Source organism: Robbsia andropogonis (assembly GCF_034047095.1).
Taxonomy (GTDB): Bacteria; Pseudomonadota; Gammaproteobacteria; order Burkholderiales; family Burkholderiaceae; genus Robbsia; species Robbsia andropogonis.
In genome coordinates, this window is the sequence record NZ_CP139170.1 from 1,253,736 (window position 1) to 1,268,690 (window position 14,955).

The following is a 14,955-nucleotide window of genomic DNA, read 5'->3' on the forward strand; positions in this document are numbered from 1 at the left end:
AAATAAAGCGTTCACGGTGATCAATGCCCACCCGAGGAAGCACCGCCGAAGCCGCGCGGAGACCGAAGGAATAAGGCCAGGGGGATGCAGATCAACAGCGCGATTGCCAGCAGGAAGAAGGTTTCCGCATACGTCATCACGGTAGCCTGCACATGAATCTGCTGCGCGAATTGGCTGAGCGCCTGCATGTGGGCATGCGCGGCGTCACTGCCTTGGGCCATGAAACTGGCGGCGTTGCCGTCGATGCGCGCATTGGCCAGCACTGAATTGTTCGTCACGGCTTCGCGCAGGATGTTGTCATGCAGTACGGTGCGGCGATCCAGGAAAATGCCGATCAATGCAAGGCCCACCGAGCCGCCGAGGTTGCGGGCCATGTTGTACATGCCGGACGCTTCGCCGGCCTGTTCTCTCGTCACCGCTGCCATCGCCGCCTGGTTCAAGGGCATTAGTGCCAGCATCTGCCCGAAACCGCGCATCAACTGCGAGTAGGTAAAGTCATGGCCCACGCTTTGCGCTGTCAACGACGTATCCATCAGGCAACTGATGCCGAACAATATGACGCCCGTCATGACGAGCCAACGGGCGTCGATCGCACCGAGTATCCGGGGCAATACCGGCATGAGGAGGAAGGCCGGCAGTCCCGAGACCAACAATACGACCCCGGACTGTTCCGCGTTGTACCCTGCCACACCGGATAGAAACTGCGGCAGCAGATAGGCGACGCAATACAGACCCATGCCGACGGCGAACACGATCAGGATGACGCTGGCGTAGCGGAGATTGCGAAACAACGACAGACGCAACATCGGTTCCCGTGCGACGAATTGCGAGATGGCGATCAGGATCATGCCCACCACCGTGACGATCGTCAGCGTCGTGATCATCTGTGATTCGAACCAGCGATTACGCTGGCCCTCCTCCAGCACCACGGTCAGTGAACTTAAGCCGATGGACAGGCCGACGATGCCCAGCCAATCCGCGCTGAAGAAACGCGACCAGTGTGGTTTCTCCGGCGGCAGGCCGACCCATAGCAGTACCAGCAACGCGATGCAGACGGGGATGTTGATGTAGAAGCACCATGCCCAGTTGATGTTCTCCGCCAACCAACCGCCCGCCACCGGCCCGAGCAAGGGGCCCAGCAGCACGATGAGGCCGAAGATGGACATGCCGACAGGCATCTGCTTCGGTGGCAGGCGCATCCGGATGATCATCTGCGCGGTGGGAATCAAGGCCCCGCCGGCGAAGCCCTGGCCGAGCCGTCCAACGATGATCTGCGGCAAGTTTTGCGAAAGGCCGCAGAAGATCGAGAACACGGTAAACAACGCGGCCGTGCCGAGCAGGAAATTACGCAGACCGAAGACGCGGGTGAGCCAGGCAGCCAGCGGAATCATCACGATTTCCGACATCAGATAGGCGGTCGAAATCCAGGTGCCTTCAGTGCCGGTGGCGCCAATTTCGCCTTGGATCTGCGGCAACGCCGAGTTCGTGATCGAGATATCCAGCGTGGCCATCAACGCCCCCAACGCGCCGGCGAACACGGCAACCCAGTCCGCGGTGGAGGCGCGACGGTTGTCGTCGTCGATCGACGCGGTGGGGCGCGAGGAGAGGGTTTCAGCCATGATTCGCCGCCGGGGAGGCTGCCGGTGCGGATGCGGCGTTCGCGGATGAGCTGACGCGCGATGTCGCGGCGCCGGATGCGACGCCAGACGTCGCCGGCGACGAGCTGGCGCTATCGCCCACGGCGTCGCTGGAGGATTGCGCGCCTTGCGATTGCGATTGTTGTGGCGTGACGCTGGTGTCCACATCGACGGTCACGGACATGCCGGGCAACAGCAGGCTGCGCGTCTGCTTGTCGGTATCCAGGCGGATGCGTACCGGCACACGTTGCACGATCTTCGTGAAGTTGCCCGTTGCATTTTCTGGCGGCAGCAGGGCGAACTCGGATCCGGTGCCCGGCGCGAAACTGTCCACCACACCGCGCAGGTCGACGCCAGGCATGGCATCCACGTGCAGTTTAGCCGGCTGTCCAACGCGCATGTCGCTCAGTTGCGTTTCCTTGTAGTTCGCCACCAGGTAGATCTGCTCGACAGGCACGACAGTCATCGTCTTCGTTCCTGGCTGCAAGTATTGTCCAACGCGCACGGTGCGGTCGCCAATCCGGCCGTCGATCGGGCTGCGGACGATCGTGTCATCCAGGTTCAAGGCCGAATCGCGTGCGCTTGCCTGGCTTGCTTCCATCTGCGCCTTGGCTTGCGCGATCTGGGCGCGCATCGAGGCGATTTGCGCCTCGGCGGCTTTCACCGCCGCAAGGTTCGCGCGGTAAGTCGCCCGGGCCTGGTCGCGGGTATTGCGCAGATCCGCGACGCGCTCGCTGGTTTCGGCACCCGTCGCGGCCAGCGGTGCGTAGCGGTCATATTCGCGCGCCGCGTGGTCATAATTGATTCGCGATGCCTCGGCTTGCGCCCTGGCTTGTTCGATGCTCGCTTCCTGCTGCGTGATATCGGCTTGTGCCCTGACGATATCCGCCTGGCGCGCATCGATCGTCGCCTTGGCCTGGTCCAGCGAGGCCTGGTACTGGCGTGTGTCGAGTTTCAACAGGGCTTGCCCCGCCTTGACGGTGGCGTTGTCTGGAACATATACCTGCAGGACGTAGCCGGAAACCTTCGGCGAGATGGTGACGCTGTCCGCGCGCAGATAGGCGTCATCGGTTGATTCGATAAAACGACCCACCAGCCACCAGTGCGCGCCCCACGCCACGCCGACCAGTACCGCGACGATCAGCAGTCCCAGCAGGACACGGGTCCGGCGCTTATTGTTTTTCGGCTCGGTCGTGTTGCCGGGTGCAGATTGTCCGTTCGGACCGCCGCTTGACTGCGGCGTAGTGCTTGTCGCCACGCTTGGCTCCAAATTATTCCAGTAGGCATAATTATTCCGTTTGGAAGAATTGTGTCAAGTGGTATTATTTGAATCGGTCCAACAAACGACATGCATAGAGTGGTCACCAAGGTACCTCGCAAATCGACGCCCCGCGGCTTGGCGAAGCAACCCGCGCTGTCCGCCGCGTCCTCGAAGAAAGTCGCGCGAGCCGCGTCGGCGTCGTCGCGCGCCATGCCAACAAAAGCCACACGCACGGCCGAGGTGGCGGAAGATAAACGGCTAAGGCATCCGCCTGGTGGCGGATACGCGCGGGGCGAGGAGACCCGATTGCGGATCATCGAGGCGGCCATTGGCGTATTTGGCGAGCGCGGATTCGATGCCGCCACGACACGTGAGATTGCGCAAAGAGCGGGCGTCAACCCGCCTGCGTTGCAGTACTACTTCGAGAACAAGGACGGTGTTTATCGGGCTTGCGCTGAGCACATGGCCTCCACGTCGCGCGCACGTTTCGACCCTGTGCTGGCGCGCGTGGAGGCGGCGTTGAAGGCCGGTATCACGGAAGAGGAGGCGATTGATCTGTTTTGCGATCTGCTCGACGTGTTGGTCGAGCATTTGCTCAACTCGACCGATTACCGAAGTCGTCACCTGTTCATGGCACGCGTGCAAAGCGGCCATGCGCCCGATGAAGGCATCGAGGCCCTGCGCAGGAAGGTCGGTCATCCGATCAATCGCGCCGCCACCGCGTTGCTTTCCCGGCTTAGCGGCCTGTCATCCGACGATGTCGCGTTGCGGATGAAATCGTTGATGCTGTTTGGCCAGGTGTTCGTGTTTCACGTTGCCAGGCCCATGGCGTTGCATCTGATGAAATGGAGCGATTTCGATGCCGACAGCATCGCCGCCGTGAAAAAGATGGTGCGCGAGCAGACCGCCACTACGTTGCGCGGCTGGTTGACCGAATTGCGCGATACGCCGGCAAAGAAATAGGTCTTTCGTGGGCGCATTCCACGATGGTGGGTGGGACTTCGCCATATTGCCGCGCTTTGTCACGCCCTCGGCAACGCCGCTGCGGTAAAATCGCGGCTTACGCGATGCTGATCAGCCCGTGCTGACACGCAGGGGGCATGGACATCGACCTCCTGGCGCTGGCGGCATCGTAACCGAATCACGTACTTGCGTCTCAGACAGCCTCATGCTCGACATCCAACAGTTTCGCAAAGACATCGACGGTGTGGCCAAACGCCTTGCCGATCGCGGATACACCCTGGACGTTGCCGCGTTCAACGCCGTGGAAGCGGAGCGCCGCACGATCCAGACCCGTACCGAAGAGCTGCAGGCGCGCCGAAATACCGCGTCGAAGCAGATTGGCATCATGAAGCGCAATGGCGAGGACACCAGTGCGCTGATGGACGAGATGGGCGGCATTGGCGAAGCGCTGAAAGCCTCTGAAGTGAAGCTGGAAGACATCCGTACACGGATGGAAGCGCTGCTGATGGAGGTACCGAATCTGGCTGCGGCGGATGTGCCGGTGGGGACGGATGAAACGCAAAACGTGGAAGTGCGGCGCGTGGGTACGGTGCCCCGCTTTGATTTTGCGGTCAAGGATCATGTAGACGTTGGCGGGCCGTTAGGTCTGGATTTCGAGACCGGGGCGAAGCTATCCGGCGCGCGCTTCACTGTCCTGCGTGGTCAGATCGCGCGCCTGCATCGCGCGCTGGCCCAGTTCATGTTGAACACGCACACTGGCGCGCACGGTTACGAAGAGGCATACACGCCTTACATCGTCAATGACGACGTGCTGCGTGGTACTGGTCAGTTGCCCAAGTTCGCCGACGACATGTTCAAGGTGCAGAAGGGGGGCGACGAAACGAAAGCGACGCAGTACCTGATCTCCACGTCGGAAATCACGCTGACCAACACGGTGCGTGAGAGCATCGTGGAGCTCGCCCGGTTGCCGATCAAGATGACGGCGCACTCGCCGTGTTTTCGTTCGGAAGCGGGTGCGTACGGCCGCGATACGCGGGGCATGATCCGCCAGCACCAGTTCGACAAGGTGGAGATGGTCCAAATCGTCGAGCCGTCAACGTCTTATGCGGCGTTGGACGAAATGGTGGGACACGCCGAGACGATTCTGCAGAAGCTGGGTCTTGCTTACCGCGTGGTATTACTGTGCACGGGCGACATGGGGTTCTCGGCGGCGAAAACGTATGACCTGGAAGTGTGGCTGCCGGCGCAGAACACGTATCGCGAAATCTCGAGTTGCTCGAACACCGAGGCCTTCCAGGCGCGCAGGATGCAGGCACGTTTCCGGAATGCGGACAAGAAGGTCGAGTTGTTGCACACGTTGAACGGCTCCGGCCTGGCCGTGGGCCGGACGCTGGTAGCGGTGTTGGAAAACTACCAGAATGTCGATGGCAGCGTGACGGTGCCGGAGGTGCTGCGTCCGTACATGGGCGGTGTGGAAGTGCTGCGTCCGGGCACGTGATCGGTGCCCGTGACGAGACCTCGACGCTGATAAAAAGCTTGGCAAGCCTGAAAACCTCACCTATAATCTTTCTTCTTCGCGATTCGACCTGCGGAGCGCTGGCGGAAAAGCAAAGCATCACCATCGATGGGGTGTGGCGCAACCGGCAGAGGTAGCAAGCAGGAGAGGTGGCAGAGTGGTCGAATGTACCTGACTCGAAATCAGGCGTACGTGCAAACGTACCGTGGGTTCGAATCCCACCCTCTCCGCCAAACGAAATCAAGCACTTAGCTTGTGAAAAAGCCACCGTTCCGCGGTGGCTTTTTTTTTGCCCTAGTGGATAACTATCCGCCACAATCTCAGACTCTTCGGTTTTTCCCTATCTGTGGCGAAGTGCGCAACGTAGGCCGGCCCTGCCATCAAAAACCCCAGTAGCACACGACATTCAGCCCGGAGCTTTTATCCGATGCATACGGCACGAATCCCTTTGCGCGGCTTCGCGCGTAATCCGTCTGTGCGCTAGCGGTTTGCGAGCAACTGCCGACGTAGTCCAATGTGGCGATCCAGAATGGATGCCCGCGTGGCGTCAATTGCATTGCCTGCCATGCGAGTAGTTGTGATTCGGCGCTTGCGTCATAGGACGGGGCATACACCGATTCGTGTGACACCCCGTCGAGCAAGCTCGCAAACGACACACCACCGGTTGTCCCCAATCGGGTCGTCGTGCTGGTGGCGTTCTGCATCACAATAACTAGCGAGGGATACTTCTCACGTAATTTTCTTACAAGGTCCAGGCCGCCTTGCGCGCATGTTGCATCGCACGGGCCGTTTTGCGTAGCCGTACCATGCTCGACAATTTCCATGTTATCCAGGAAGAAGCCATCCGCACCCTGTGCCACCAGTCTTGGAGCAACATAATTGACGATCAGGTTTTGATAATCCGTGTTGGACGGATTCATCCATGTTTCATTGGCATAGCCCGAATACGGACCGATTTGCGCCGCGGTGTTGTTGCCGCACCCGATGAAACCTGACGGGTTTGTTGACCAGTAGCTACGGAACGATTCACAGGAACCAACGTTCAAATAGCTTAAAACGAGATTCGTGCCGCCGTTCTTTAGCGTTGCCACATCTGTTGTGGAGAAGTTGGCCAAATCGGGATCAAGATCGAGATCCATGATGTGGAAGGTAGCGGCAACCGTCGCCAAGCTCCCCATCGTGCTTGCCTGTCCGTAGTATGACAACCAGGGGGATCCTGCCACCGTCGCACTCAGGGTTCCGGGTAACGCGGCGTTGCTTGATGTCGCGCTGTTGGCGGACGTGTCGTTATCCGTGTTATTACTGCCACCGCCGCACGCCGTAACCATCAGCGTGGTGCAGGCCGCGATCCACGTGACTATCGCAGCGCGCCATCGCGTGCCTGTCGGCGTAGACACGGTGTCAAGGGGTTTCACTGCTGATATTGCTTGCTCTCCCGGGTGGTACCGTTTCCGCGTATTTGCCCGCGGTTTTAGCGCAACCCCGTGCGACTGCCATTTTCCTGAAAATAATTGCATGGTGCGGTTCGCGGTTTCGGTCTTGCGGTGAGATAAATGAACCCTTTAATCATGCAAGAATCATACCGTTGCTTTCAGGACGCAGGCGATAACGTGCGCACCAAATGCCAAATTATATTGACGAACGCAACATCTTGGATTGAAGCGGCTGTATGAATCGTGCGTTGGAATGTGTCGTTCCGTAAAGTACGATGACTGCCCGATATGGCGTCGGCGACAATGCCCGACGTGTCGATGCAAGACAAGATGGCAAACGAGACAACCATTATTATCGCGGCGTCGTGGGAATCCGCGCGGTAAAGCACGTTCCATCCACCACACTCGATGTCACATCGAGTATGCCGCCATGCGCTTCAACGATCTGCTTGCAAATGAACAGGCCGAGACCCAGTCCACCACCCGGCGCGCTTGATGCGGGTCGCCAATACGGTTCGAATACCCTGGCCAGCGTATCAGGTGAAATTGGCGTGCCATGATTGGTGACGCGAATAACGATATCCGTGGCAAGACGGCATACCTGTACCGTGATCGGATGTTCCGTTGCGCCGTGCGTCAACGCATTGCCAAGCAGGTTGGACAATAATTGTTGCAGGCGCCCAAGGTCGGCGCGGACTGCCGTGATGCTCTCGATATCGCATACGACGTTACGCCCCGGGTTCGCATCGCGCAATTCATCGATTGCGGACTGCAGATGGCCGCCGAGGTCGTCGACCGTCTGCAGCGACAACGATAAACCGCCACCCAAACGACCGCGCGCGAAATCCATGACGTCATCAATCAGGCGGGCCATCCGCGTGACCGTACGCTTTAATCGTTGCCCCGCGGTGACCAATTCCGGATCCGGCCGAATTAACAACATCTGCGCGGTGGCGTTCACAGCAGATAACGGGTTGCGCAGATCGTGGCCGAGCACGGCAATGAATTGCTCTCGCAGCGCCGCCGTTTCCCGTTCGCTGCTAAGCAGCGCCTCGGTCGATATCTGGCGTCGTTCATTGTCCAACTGCATGGCAAGCAAGCTTGCAAACACTTCGAACATCCGAATGACACGTGGCGAAGAAACCTGTGCCGGTCTGGCGTCGATCGCGCATAGATTGCCGAAGTATTCGCCGTTCGGCAATATGATCGGCACAGAGATATAGCTCTCTAGCCCATAGATCGCCGAGGTGTGGTGATCGCGGTAGATCAGGTCTTCGCTAAAACGGTCGACAACGATTGGCGCGCGCGCCGCGCGTGATTCGTAGCAGAGCGTGGTCTGCAGTTCGAGCTGGCCGCCCGCCTTCAAACCGAAGTTGATCTTGTCGTGGACCGCACATGCGGTCCAGCTGCTGTCACTGACACGGGCAATCGCGGCGAAACCCATGCCCGTTTCGTCGCAGATGATTTTCAGAATCGACGGTACGGCGCTGATGCGGCCTACCGCTGCCATATCTCTCGCCAGTTTATCCGGTGAGTCCGCAGTTACTGAAATATCATGCATCGCGTCCCTGTCTGGTTGCCCCTGCTTGTCCGTGCGCGATCAGGCGGGCACTGTAATCGGACCTGCCCGGCATTGGCAGCATTTGCCCTCCGACGCCGCATCGCTCCATGTAATAAACATGACGTCACCCCCCGCTGGCATAAGCATGCATCCGCGCAATGATACTGCAACGCCGGGATGGCTCATTCATTTCATGCCGCCGAGGTGGTTCGTGCCTCGGCGATCAGCCAGTCACGGAAACGCCGAAGGCCCGGACGCCAGGACAGACGGTCCGGCGGGTAACACAGATAGTGCCCGTCGTCGACATCGATTCCCACGTCAAACGGTTCGATCAGGGACCCGCCAGCCAGATTATCCCGAATTAAAAATGCCGGGATCAATGCCAGACCCAAGCCGGCCTGCGCCGCCTGGATCAGAGTCGCATACTGTTCAAATCGCGGCCCGGTCATCGCACGCATCTGATGCAAATCGTATTGTCGCGCCCATTTGCCCCAGGCGGTTTCGGCCTGGCTATGAATCAGCCGTGGGGCCGCCGCCACGTCGCCAACGTGGCGTAACCGGAATCGATCTCGAAAATCTGGCGCGCAGACGACGATAAAGCGGCGTCCATCGATATATTCGCTTGTCACCCCTTCCCATTTGCCGTTGCCGTATCGAATCGCGGCGTCCAGGTCTTGCCCAAATGGATCGCCATGCGCGAGATGCCTGGCGAAACTCAACGTCACACCGGGCGCGCAGGCGAGAAAGGCTGGCAAGCGCGGCGCCAGCCATTTGCTTGTGAATGTGGGAACGCTGGCGATCGTCAACAGTTCGCCTTCGCCTCGCGCGGCCAATAGCTCGACCGATGCGTTGCCGATGTTTCGTAACGGCTCCGATACACGGGCGAGATACAGTGCACCGGACCGTGTCAAAGTCAGTTGACGGCCGTTGCGGATAAACAGGTTCGCTCCGAAAAACGATTCCAGATTCGCAATTTGCCGGCTGATCGCACTGGGCGTATGGCCCAGTTCACGCGCCGCATGGCTGAAGTTCAAGTGCTTGGCGGATATGGTAAAAGCCAGTAATTCGGCCATGTTCGGATAGTGATGTTTCATCGTCGATCCGCGTTGTCGAAGGGTGGTGCTGTGCGAAACACGCACAGCACCGTGCCTGCTTTGTAGGTTATTTTCATGACGATGTCATGTCGATTGCCGACACTGCACGGGTTGATTCTTCAAACGACCTGCCCCCCCCCGCCATGGCCCCAACTCCCATCATCACCGCTGCTCGGCAACACCGGCATGCGTCTTTGCGAATGGGCAAGTTCGCAATTGGTTCAAGCGACGCGGTTTCGATGGCACCGAACTGCAAGGCTCATGCGCGACCGGGCCGGGGCGCGCCGTCGCGCATTTTCCTAGCGCTGTTTCTGCTCTATTTGCTGTTGCCGATGGTGCTGGTACTCATCGGCGCGTTCGGCAGGAGTTGGACAAACACCTTATTGCCTTCAGGCATCACGTTGGACGGATTTCGCGCACTGCTCGATGACACAAGCTTTCGTCGTGCATTCAATGTCAGTTTGATCGTGGCGTTAAGTTGTTGTGTGGTCACCGCATTGATCGGTGTACCGCTGGCTTATGCATTGCATCATGGCGCGCAGGCGGGACATCGTCTGGTATCGCTGTTGGTGCGCATGATTAGCCTGCTGCCCATCGGTGTTCCAGCACTGACGCTAGGCTTCGGTTATGTCGCGGTGTTCAGCGATGACCCGATGCCATGGATTGGTTCATTGCCGCTGCTAGTGGCGGCACATGTGGTGTTGACGCTGCCGTACCTGACACAAACGTTGCTCGGCGACTTGCGCCATCTCGGCATCGAAACGCTTGAGACCTGCGCGGCCACCTTGGGGGCAACGCCGTGGCGCCAATTCACGTCCGTCACGTTGCCGTGCCTGCGTCATAGCATCGTTTCCGGACTGGTCATGGTGGCCGCGCTATCGATTGGCGAATTTCAAATATCAAACCTGATTGCAGGGTTTCGGTATCGCAATTATCCCGTCGTGCTGCTGCAAGCCTTCTACGGCGCGACCGGACTCGCGTGCGCGGCCACCGTCGTGCTGTTGTGTCTCGCCGTGGCGGCGACATTGCTTTCGACCGTCGCCGCCGGACGGGAGCGTGCCGCCAATCGGGTCGACCAGGTGAACGACGAGGCGCCGGGTGCATTGCACGATGCCGGCTCAGGCGCCGTACGTTGAACAGGATTTATGGAAACCATCATGTCATCTCAAGCCGTCTCGCCGTCGCTTAATAGCGCTGTCGCGGACAACGTATCGTCGGGCCTCGCGTTCGAGGCGGTCAGCTATCACTATCCCGACAGCGAGCACGGTATCGAGGAGGTGTCATTCCATGTGCCCCAGGGTGAGCTGCTAGCGGTCATTGGTCGCAGTGGTTCCGGCAAGTCGACCATCCTGCGATTGACCGCCGGTTTGCTGACGGGACAACAGGGGGTAATCACCATCGCAGGCCGGGACATCGGTCAGACGCCAGTGTGGCAGCGGGAAGTGGGGATGGTATTTCAGCAGTACGCCTTGTTTCCCCATCTGAACGTGCTGGATAACGTGGCCTATGGTTTGAAGATGCGCGGTGTCGGTGCCGCGGCACGTTGCACACAGGCCCTGGCAATGCTGGAACGCGTTGGCCTGGAAGCGTATGCGCGGCAGCGTCCGGTTGCATTGTCGGGTGGTCAGCAGCAACGCGTTGCGCTGGCACGTGCACTCGTTATCGCGCCGCGGGTCCTGCTGCTCGATGAACCGCTTGGCGCGTTGGATGCGGGCATTCGTCACCAACTACGAGATGAAATTCGAGGTTTGCAGCGCGCGGTGGGTGCTACCACGTTGCTGGTGACGCACGACCAGGAGGAAGCGCTCAGCATGGCCGATCGTATTGCCGTGGTGGATGGCGGACGTATCTTGCAGGTGGATACGCCGCACGCGCTTTACACCCGCCCGTCGAGCGCCGCGGTTGCCCGCTTCGTCGGTCAGGCAAGTGTGCTGAGCGGCCGTGTCCATGTGCATGGGCAAGTGGATGTCGGGTTCGGATTCTGGTTTGCCGATACGGGTCGGTTCCCGCCCGGTGCGCTGGTCGACGTGGTTGTCCGGCCCGAGCACGTCCTGCCGGATCCGCGTCGGCAGGGCATCAACGTGGTCGATGGGTGTTGTACCAATATGCGCTACCTCGGGGCCGCATGCCGGTACGACTTTATTCCGGAGCAGGGCATGCAAGTATTGTTGTGCGAAGCGAGTGCCGCCAGCATGCCGTTCGATCGGCTACCGAATGGTGTCAGCGATTCACGCCTGCCGCAGTCCGTGTCGATCGCGCCAGAGGCCATTCGCGTGCTGCCGCGCGCTGTTGCGGGCAGGGCCGTACCGTCCGCCTCCATGTCGACGTTTGCAACATGAGGTCAACGCGCGCGTGTCGTGTCGTCGCCGTTTCATCGATCTGCTAGTGCGCTCACTCCCCCATTTTTCCTCTTTTTTAAAATTAAGACATGAACAAGGCAACGACTTCCGATTCGTATTCCTATGTAAATCGTCGTCCATTCCTGCGTCGCGCCGCCGGTGCATTGGCGATGTCGCTTGCCGGCGTGGCGTGGTGGTCGATGGCCGCGCATGCGGCCGTTGCGGCACCCACCGCGCCGGCGACGGAACTGTATCCGGGCGAGGCCACCCTCTATTCAAAGGCCGCTGAGGAAGGCATGGTGGTGTCATTCGATACGGGGCCGGAGTGGGCAAATTGGAAGGCGCTGTTCGCGGAGTTCAAGCGCCGATATCCGAAGGTCGAGATCACGTACAACGATATCGGTTCAGCCAACACCGTGGTGGCGTTGGACAAGGCGCGCCGCCGTCCGCAGGCGGATACCGCGTATTACTTCGCCGCGTCCGCCCTGGATGCGGTAAAGGCGGATGTGGTCGCGCCATTCAAGCCAGTCAACTTCGACAAGCTGCCAGATGTGTTTCGTGATCCCCAGGGCAGGTGGTTCGCGATTCATTCGCTGAATGTTGCATTGCTTGTCAATCGTAAGCTGGTCAAGGACGTTCCGCGAGGTTGGAATGACTTATTGAAGCCGGAGTACAAGAATGCGGTCGTCTACCTGGATCCGCGCTCGACGGGGCAGGGGCAGGTTGCCGTGTTCGCTGCCGCGTACGCATATGGCGGCAGCGTCGATAATCCGAAACCGGGCACTGACTACTTCGGCAAATTGAAGCAAGCGGGGAATGTCTTGCGTGTGGAGGGCACCACACCCTATGCAAAATTCCTGAAAGGCGAGATCCCGATCCCGATCGGATACGAGAATGACGGCCTGAAAGCGAAGTACACCGATGGCATGGGTGATGCCGTGGAGGTGGTGATTCCGAAAGAGGCGTCCGTATCGGCGCCTTATGCGATCAGTTTGGTAAAGAACGCGCCGGACCCTTACGCTGCGCGGTTGTGGATGAATCTGATCATGAGCAATGTCGGACAGGCCTTGTTTGCGCAAGGCTATGTGCGACCCTCGGTTCCCAATGTCGCGCTGTCGGACGATATCCGCGCGAAAATGCCCGATGCACCGCAAGTGCATCCCCTGGATGTGTCGAAGGCGGCGGCGCAGAAGGCCAATGTCGATAAGTGGTGGGCGCAGGCCGCGCTCGCGAATTGAGCCCGGGTGCATCGATGAAGACTACGGGCCTCGGCACCACGGGTATCGTTCGACGATGGGGCGTCGTGCCTGCTGCCTTGATGTTGCTTGTATTCCTGATCCTGCCGATCGGGTCGCTGGTCTTGGCTGCCACGCAAGGGCACGGTGCCGCGTTTGTCGATGTGTTCCGCGATCCGCTTGTGCTTCTTGCGCTGGGTCAGTCTTTGCTGCTGGCTACGGCTGCAGGGACGGTATCGGTCGCGGTAGGTTTGCCATTGGCCGCCTGCCTTGCATCGATGTCCGTAAATCGTCGTCGTCTGCTGATGGCCGTTCTCGGCGTGCCCTTGGCGTTCTCCGGGTTGGTGGTCGCCTACGGTTTTATCTTGTCCTTCGGACGCGCTGGTTTTGTGACCTCCTTGCTGGCGATGGCCGGTGCCGACCCGGCCCGCGTGGGTGCCTGGATCTATAGTGCCGCCGGACTTGTCGTCGCGTACGCCTATTACCTCATACCCCGGGTGGCGTTGTTGCTTTACCCAACGGTGGCGAATCTGGATCGTCGCCCTTTGGATGCCGCGATGACGTTAGGCGCGCCGCCATGGCGCGCGTTGCTGGATGTGGCATTGCGCGAGCTGTGGCCGTCAATCCTGGGTGCATGGTGTCTGGTGACATCGATCGCGGTGGGAACGTATGGCACCGCACTCGCGTTAGCGGGTACGCAGATCACGATTCTGCCGTTGCTGATGTATATGAAACTTTCGGATGGACAGACGGATTTCTCTCAGGTCGCGGCGTTGTCCCTGGTGCTGATGGCGGTCTGCATGTGCGTCCTTGCTATTGGAGAAAGCGTTGCGAGACGACCCCACGCCTGAAAAGGTCAAGGACGCGGTGCAGTCTGGTGAAGCGCCAGGCGCATTCATCGAGGTGCCGCTACCGGCGCCGCTGCGGCATTTGAGCGAAGCGGCGCGGCATGCGCTCCATGCGTTGCGCGCCCGGCAGCAAGGTCTCGGCGTGGCGCTGCCGCACACGATGCCCTTGGCGCTGATCGGTCCGCGCGAGGCGAGCGATTCGCATAGAGCGCATGCGACATTGCTCGGTGCCGCGTGCGGGTTTGCTGGGTTGCCGGTACTGTGTGGTGGCAAGTCCGGCGTGATGGAAGCGGGCGCCGCCGGGGTGCGTTCGGCGGATGGCATTGTGGTGGGATTGCTGCCGGAGGACACTGCCGACGCCGCCAATCCGTATCTTAGTGTCGCGTTGCCCACCGGACTTGGCATCACCCGGAATGCATTGATCGCGCGGGCCGCATTGTGCCTGGTCGCGGTGGGGGGAGGCTTGGGGACGCTGTCCGAGATGGCGCTCGGTCTGCAATGGGGCAAGCGCGTATGCACGCTCGACGGGGCACCCCAGATAGAGGGAGTCGAGCGCTTTGATAAAGCGGACGCATTGATCGCGCGTTTGATGATGGATCTCGCGAACGCGCCCCGCAATGTGGCCGTACTGGATTAACCGACGATTTTTCTTCCTCGTTCGCTTCTTTTCATACGGGAGACTGAGCCGAAGTGAATGCCCCTCGCTTCCAAAGAAGCCGAGATGTTGCCTTTGACATACGCATGTCATCTGAAACAACTACTTACAGGGTTTTCACTGGCTAACTTGACACTTCAATTTTGTTACGATTGGTACGGTCAAAGATAGGGTCGCGTGTCGGCCAATAGGATCTCACCATGAACGACTCAATGTTCTCACGTCTGATGAAGCGCGTTTTCGCGGGCGAGTACGCTGCTATGCAGCGCGAACATGACATCGATATCACGGCGTTTCCGCTACAGCCTACGTCCGTGCCGATGGTCTCCACCCTGTCCGCGCCCCTGGTTCAGCGTGCCGCGGTTGGGCAGGTGCACCCGTCACAGCGCGCCACCACCGCGCATTGACACAAT

General features: G+C 59.7%; 13 protein-coding genes and 1 tRNA gene. 9 read left to right on the plus strand and 5 right to left on the minus strand.

Features of this window, described 5'->3' with window-relative positions:
- Positions 1-20 precede the first annotated feature (20 nt).
- Both SJQ66_RS19040 and SJQ66_RS19045 read right to left on the minus strand, forming a co-directional pair.
- The gene (locus SJQ66_RS19040) at positions 21-1,619 is read right to left on the minus strand and encodes an MDR family MFS transporter (RefSeq protein ID WP_024902749.1); all 1,599 of its coding nucleotides are present in this window, start codon (positions 1,617-1,619) and stop codon (positions 21-23) included.
- Positions 1,612-2,895 (minus strand): HlyD family secretion protein, encoded by a 1,284-nt coding sequence (locus tag SJQ66_RS19045; protein ID WP_024902750.1) that lies wholly within the window; start codon positions 2,893-2,895, stop codon positions 1,612-1,614. Before SJQ66_RS19045 ends, SJQ66_RS19040 begins: the two co-directional genes overlap by 8 nt.
- A 138-nt stretch (positions 2,896-3,033) precedes the next feature.
- On the opposite strand from SJQ66_RS19045, the gene SJQ66_RS19050 reads away from it, so the two are divergent.
- From SJQ66_RS19050 to SJQ66_RS19060, 3 genes are all read left to right on the plus strand, one after another.
- Positions 3,034-3,861, plus strand: coding sequence for a CerR family C-terminal domain-containing protein (locus tag SJQ66_RS19050; protein ID WP_186303509.1), 828 nt, complete (start codon positions 3,034-3,036; stop codon positions 3,859-3,861).
- A gap of 205 nt (positions 3,862-4,066) precedes the next feature.
- The gene (gene serS, locus SJQ66_RS19055; protein WP_320535164.1) at positions 4,067-5,359 is read left to right on the plus strand and encodes a serine--tRNA ligase; all 1,293 of its coding nucleotides are present in this window, start codon (positions 4,067-4,069) and stop codon (positions 5,357-5,359) included.
- A 161-nt stretch (positions 5,360-5,520) separates the two neighbouring features.
- Positions 5,521-5,610: transfer RNA gene (locus SJQ66_RS19060), tRNA-Ser, on the plus strand.
- A 147-nt stretch (positions 5,611-5,757) separates the two neighbouring features.
- Here SJQ66_RS19060 and SJQ66_RS19065 read toward each other — a convergent pair.
- The 3 genes from SJQ66_RS19065 to SJQ66_RS19075 form a co-directional block, all read right to left on the minus strand.
- The gene (locus SJQ66_RS19065) at positions 5,758-6,792 is read right to left on the minus strand and encodes a glycoside hydrolase family 191 protein (protein ID WP_320535165.1); all 1,035 of its coding nucleotides are present in this window, start codon (positions 6,790-6,792) and stop codon (positions 5,758-5,760) included.
- Positions 6,793-7,162: 370 nt separating this feature from the next.
- On the minus strand, positions 7,163-8,320 hold the full coding sequence (locus SJQ66_RS19070) for a GAF domain-containing sensor histidine kinase (RefSeq protein WP_244141659.1): 1,158 nt from the start codon (positions 8,318-8,320) through the stop codon (positions 7,163-7,165).
- 242 nt (positions 8,321-8,562) lie between these two features.
- The gene (locus SJQ66_RS19075; RefSeq protein WP_320535166.1) at positions 8,563-9,465 is read right to left on the minus strand and encodes a LysR substrate-binding domain-containing protein; all 903 of its coding nucleotides are present in this window, start codon (positions 9,463-9,465) and stop codon (positions 8,563-8,565) included.
- 239 nt (positions 9,466-9,704) lie between these two features.
- Between SJQ66_RS19075 and SJQ66_RS19080 the strand changes: the two genes are divergently transcribed.
- The 6 genes from SJQ66_RS19080 to SJQ66_RS19105 all read left to right on the plus strand — a co-directional run bounded on the left by SJQ66_RS19080 (position 9,705) and on the right by SJQ66_RS19105 (position 14,949).
- On the plus strand, positions 9,705-10,601 hold the full coding sequence (locus tag SJQ66_RS19080) for an ABC transporter permease (RefSeq protein WP_096335538.1): 897 nt from the start codon (positions 9,705-9,707) through the stop codon (positions 10,599-10,601).
- Positions 10,602-10,622: 21 nt separating this feature from the next.
- A complete protein-coding gene (locus SJQ66_RS19085) occupies positions 10,623-11,804 on the plus strand; it encodes an ABC transporter ATP-binding protein (RefSeq protein ID WP_082102548.1) in 1,182 nt (393 codons plus the stop codon).
- 200 nt (positions 11,805-12,004) lie between these two features.
- Positions 12,005-13,042: an extracellular solute-binding protein gene (locus tag SJQ66_RS19090; protein ID WP_320535348.1), complete on the plus strand. Its 1,038-nt coding sequence runs from the start codon at positions 12,005-12,007 to the stop codon at positions 13,040-13,042.
- Positions 13,043-13,056: 14 nt separating this feature from the next.
- On the plus strand, positions 13,057-13,890 hold the full coding sequence (locus SJQ66_RS19095) for an ABC transporter permease (protein WP_320535167.1): 834 nt from the start codon (positions 13,057-13,059) through the stop codon (positions 13,888-13,890).
- A 70-nt stretch (positions 13,891-13,960) separates the two neighbouring features.
- Entirely contained in the window at positions 13,961-14,524 is a 564-nt protein-coding gene (locus tag SJQ66_RS19100; RefSeq protein WP_036008858.1) for an SLOG cluster 4 domain-containing protein, read from the plus strand.
- A 218-nt stretch (positions 14,525-14,742) separates the two neighbouring features.
- Positions 14,743-14,949: a hypothetical protein gene (locus SJQ66_RS19105; RefSeq protein ID WP_157684960.1), complete on the plus strand. Its 207-nt coding sequence runs from the start codon at positions 14,743-14,745 to the stop codon at positions 14,947-14,949.
- Positions 14,950-14,955 lie beyond the last annotated feature (6 nt).